Raw genomic sequence first — 4,680 nt, 5'->3', positions numbered from 1 at the left:
GTTCAACGTTATGAATTCTACTCATTTCAACTCACCCATTGAATTTTGTTTATGCGGGAGCGGGAAAGCTTAACTGCCGACTGATCTAGGAAGTAGTAATCCTCAACTTCATCCTGTTCTTTTTTCCTGAAACGCTCCTGCTTTAGTTCCTCATACTTTCTCATGTACTCATCATCATTAAACGTGACGATTACGGTTTTTGCTTCCTTGAGATTTTTAATCCGCCGCATCGGATTGTTCTGTTCATCAATAAAATCCTCATCTACTAAGAATTGAAAAAAACTTTCAGAGTAGCAAGGTTGTTATTTATTGTCCGGTTGATTTCACGCCCTATACGTTGCCGCTCCTGAATGTACTTTCTATTGTGAAGCTGACTTACATCCTCCACTTCAACAATTCCTAGTTCTTCCCCATAAACCCTTCCCAACAGTATAAACGGAACATGCTTACATCAATGTACCGTTTTACCCGACCTAAAACTTCTTGATTTAGCTTGAAACCCTGAATCAATTCCTTGAGTTTAGTCACAAAAAATACTCCCTTCCATTTGCTGAAAGCGCAAAGAAAAGAGAGTATTTTTGAACATTCAATAGTTGCAGGTAAATTGGAAACTCCATAACCAGTGACACTACAATTACTTATACATCAGCTAGTTTATTGTTTTCGACGAACTCAACCATTCGTTTTTACTGGTCTGATATACTTTAAAAACCGCTCCGGATCATGATAACAATAAATGATTCTACCAGGGGAAGTATCAAAGCAGTAACTGGTATTTGCAAAATCAAAAGTTGCCATTGCCTTCTCAACCTTTTCCTCTACACTACGATTTTCCTGCTCATAATCAAATGGCCCATGTTCGAAAACAATATATTCGGCTTCGGGAACATCAATCATAAGCATTTGTGGTGGTACTTCACCTTTATAATCCAAAGGAAGACGTATCCCATAACACTCTGTCCGTGGAATACCCCAATCGCATAATCTACCGTCAGGGTCATTAATATATGCCATAATCTGACCACCGCCGCTGTTAACTTCGCTCCCACCATCGTCATCCAATTTGCCCTTAATACTATCAAGTAATCCGCAAATTGTTTCGCAGTCCTGTCCCGGAATAAGACTTTGTTTTTGCCAAAAATCCCAATACCCATTACTCTCATAGTTTTTAATGTGCAAAAATTTGTGTGCGGGAATAGTTACAAAATATATTTTAACATCATCGGTAGATTTCATCATACCAATCTCTCCCAATCCTAAAAAGTAGCGGTCAAAAGAGTTTATTTTTGTTCGAAGAACGACAGGCTTAGGCGCTTTTCGGTATTCACTTGGCGCTACACCATATGTTCCTTTGAAAGCTCTGGTAAAAGCTTCATGTGATGAAAAACCATAATTAAAAGCAATATCCAAAATGCTTCTTTCACTATCTCGAACCTCTTTTAGTGCAAACGCTAATTTTCTACGCCGTAGATAATCCCTAAATTGCATACCCGCTATTTCTTTGAATTTTCTCGTTGTATAAAACTCGGAATAACCCAACCTGCGAGAAAGAAAGCGTAGTGTCAAAGCTTCATCACTATAATTTTTAATACATTCATCAATTTCATCAACGATGATTTGAATTTGCTTCTGCCACTCGTACATTCTTCTGTTCACCTCTTTTCAACCGCTCTACATTTAGTATAGAGATATGGAGAGATTACTATTTGATTTTACTTGCTGTTATTTCATTTTTTCTTGTAAGTTTAATTTACTCACATCAAGAATAACTGGGAACATGAAGAAGGTGAAAGCCAAAGTAGATTTGAAAAAACACAATGATAATGCAATAAAAAAGAGCTAGAAACGCCTTTAATAAAGGCTTTCTAACTCAATAGCAACTATTCCCACTCAATGGTAGCTGGTGGTTTGGAGGTGATATCGTACACGATGCGATTCACGTTATCCACTTCGTTTACGATACGTACTGAAATTTTCTCCAGGACGTCCCAAGGGATACGTGCCCAGTCGGCGGTCATGCCGTCGATGGAGGTTACCGCGCGAATACCCACAGTGTAAGAATACGTACGGGCATCGCCCATAACACCAACACTCTTCATATTCGGCAGAGCGGTGAAGTATTGCCAGATTTCCCGGTCCAGACCGGCTTTGGCAATCTCCTCGCGCAAAATGTAATCTGATTCACGAACAATCGTAAGCTTGTCCTCTGTGACTTCACCCAGCACGCGAATGGCAAGACCCGGACCCGGGAATGGCTGACGCCATACAATCTCAGGTGGCAGTCCGCATTCTTCGCCGACTTTACGTACTTCATCTTTGAACAGTGCATTCAGCGGCTCGATCAACTTGAACTTCATGTCTTCCGGCAAACCACCTACGTTATGGTGCGATTTGATCGTCTGTGCCGTGGCTGTTCCACTCTCTACAATATCCGTATACAGTGTTCCTTGTGCCAGGAATGTAAAATCGTCGAATTGCTTGGATTCTTCCTCAAAAACGTAGATGAACTCGTTACCGATGATTTTACGTTTTTGTTCCGGATCATCGACTCCTGCCAGCTTGGACAAGAAGCGCTCACGTGCGTCAATTTTGACAACCTTCATATCAAATTTACCAACGAACGTCTCCATTACACTTTCAGCTTCGCCCTTGCGCAGCAGTCCATGGTCGATGAACATACATGTCAGTTGATCGCCGATCGCTTTATGAATGAGCATCGCTACAACGGAAGAATCTACACCGCCACTTAAAGCGCACAATACTTTTTTGTCGCCTACCTGCTGGCGGATTTCACGGATCTGGTCCTCGATGAACGACTCCATCGTCCATTTGCCTTCACAACCGCATACTTCATACAGGAAGTTGCTAATCATCTCATTACCATGAATGGAATGCCGCACCTCTGGATGGAATTGTACAGCGTACAGATTCCGCTCCGGATGACTCATTGCTGCAATCGGCGCGCTTTCCGTTCCTGCATCCAGTTTAAAGCCGGATGGCAGATCCGTGACATGGTCTCCGTGGCTCATCCATACGGTCTGACGAGATTCCAGCCCTTTGGCCAATCTCGTATCCTCATTGAATTGCACGTCTGCTTTGCCGTACTCACGCTTGCCTGCACGTTCTACCTTACCGTCCAGTTGGTGAGCCATCAACTGCATACCATAGCAAATACCGAAAATAGGAATTCCCAGATCGTAGATTGCCCGGTCCACTTGAGGGGCATTCTCTGCATATACGCTGGAAGGTCCACCTGAGAAAACAATCCCTTTCGGTGCCAGTTCTCTCAGCTTCTCCGCAGGCGTATTGTATGGAAGGAGCTCGCTGTACACGCCGAGGTCCCGTATTCTTCTTGCGATTAACTGGTTGTATTGTCCTCCAAAGTCGAGAACTACAACGATTTCATTAGGCTTATTCATTACCGTGCCTCCCTCAATTGTTCGTTTCATTATACGCAACGATAAAACAAGACGTCAAGAAATCAACCGGAGTTGAGCGGACATGAAAAGATTGTTAAAATGAATTAATTCTAAATTATGAATCTGTTCGTAGGAGTGTAAACGATGGATGTGCTGAAATGGATCGCGCAATTGTTCGAAGAATACGGATACAGCGTCCTTTTTTTCGGCTTGCTGCTGGAATTTATTGCTTTACCTTTTCCCGGGGAAACCACGATGGCTTATGCGGGATATCTCTCCTATTCGGGTACGCTGGATTTTGGAAAGTTGGTGCTGCTGGCCTTTTTAGGCACAACCATCGGAATGACCATTACCTACTTTATTGGAAAATGGGCCGGACTCCCCTTTATCCAGAAATACGGTAAATGGGTTTTGTTATCGCCGGACAAGCTTCAAAAAACGCAAAAATGGTTTCAACGTTACGGGTACTGGCTTATTTTTCTCGGATATTTTATTCCTGGTGTCCGGCATTTTACAGGTTATTTTTCGGGAATTATCGCCCTTCCCCTGCGGAAATTTGCCTTGTATGCGTACAGCGGCGCTCTGTTCTGGGTCATCCTGTTTCTTGGCATCGGTAAGGTGTTCGGTCCGCAATGGGATGCCATGTTCCATTTGGTAGAGCTGTATGCGCTGCGAATCGTCGCCATTATCGGCATTATCCTTCTGCTATATATCGTTTATCGCTGGAGATCCTTCCTGTTTAGTTCTTTCCGCAAGTCCGACAAATCAGTAAAAACCAGTAGCAAAAACGATCCAGAATAATTAGACACTCGCCGCCTTACGGCTGCGAGCCCTTGTATAGTAAATCGATATCACGATAGATATCATGACAAATCCCGCTCCGCCAATCAAACCTAACATACGCGGCTCCATGATTTCCACAGCCACTCCGGCTCCAAACATGGATAAGCCTATAATCCCTTGACTCCACGCTGTCAGCATGCCCAGCAATGGCCCCTGTAAATGCAGCGGGGTCTCCCGCATTAATAGTGTATCCAAACAGATTGCTCCCACCCCGCCCGCCAACGAAATGAAAAAGTAAATGGTGACCGCCGCCCATGCATGTTCAATTCCACTTAACCCCATGAGCAAAATTCCCTCCAATAGCAGACATACCATTCCTCCGCTCAATAAAGAACGGCTGAATAGACGCCCCAGTGCATAGCTGGCAACCAGACCCGCACCCAAAGCGGCGTAAAACAATCCAATCCCGGCATCCCCC

5 protein-coding genes are annotated in these 4,680 nt (G+C 43.8%); 1 reads left to right on the top strand and 4 read right to left on the bottom strand.

The window, feature by feature from the left end; translation table 11 throughout:
* Positions 1-26: 26 nt before the first annotated feature.
* The 3 genes from C1I60_RS24835 to guaA form a co-directional block, all read right to left on the bottom strand.
* Complete coding sequence (locus C1I60_RS24835) at positions 27-230, bottom strand: hypothetical protein (protein WP_212734459.1); 204 nt, start codon at positions 228-230, stop codon at positions 27-29.
* A 442-nt stretch (positions 231-672) separates the two neighbouring features.
* The gene (locus C1I60_RS10020) at positions 673-1,644 is read right to left on the bottom strand and encodes a helix-turn-helix transcriptional regulator (protein WP_137061575.1); all 972 of its coding nucleotides are present in this window, start codon (positions 1,642-1,644) and stop codon (positions 673-675) included.
* Positions 1,645-1,880: 236 nt separating this feature from the next.
* Positions 1,881-3,419, bottom strand: a complete 1,539-nt coding sequence (guaA, locus tag C1I60_RS10015) for a glutamine-hydrolyzing GMP synthase (protein WP_137061574.1) — start codon at positions 3,417-3,419, stop codon at positions 1,881-1,883.
* Between the two features lie 144 nt (positions 3,420-3,563).
* On the opposite strand from guaA, the gene C1I60_RS10010 reads away from it, so the two are divergent.
* Positions 3,564-4,220, top strand: coding sequence for a DedA family protein (locus tag C1I60_RS10010; protein WP_137061573.1), 657 nt, complete (start codon positions 3,564-3,566; stop codon positions 4,218-4,220).
* On the opposite strand, the gene C1I60_RS24830 is transcribed toward C1I60_RS10010, so the two are convergent.
* On the bottom strand, positions 4,221-4,680 hold a 460-nt coding region (locus tag C1I60_RS24830; protein ID WP_491844691.1), incomplete at its 5' end, for an MFS transporter. It abuts the gene before it with no gap.

The organism is Paenibacillus terrae (assembly GCF_005217525.1).
Classification (GTDB): domain Bacteria; phylum Bacillota; class Bacilli; order Paenibacillales; family Paenibacillaceae; genus Paenibacillus; species Paenibacillus terrae_C.
Note: the sequence above shows the minus strand (reverse complement) of the source record. Positions and strands in the feature narration are given on the sequence as shown.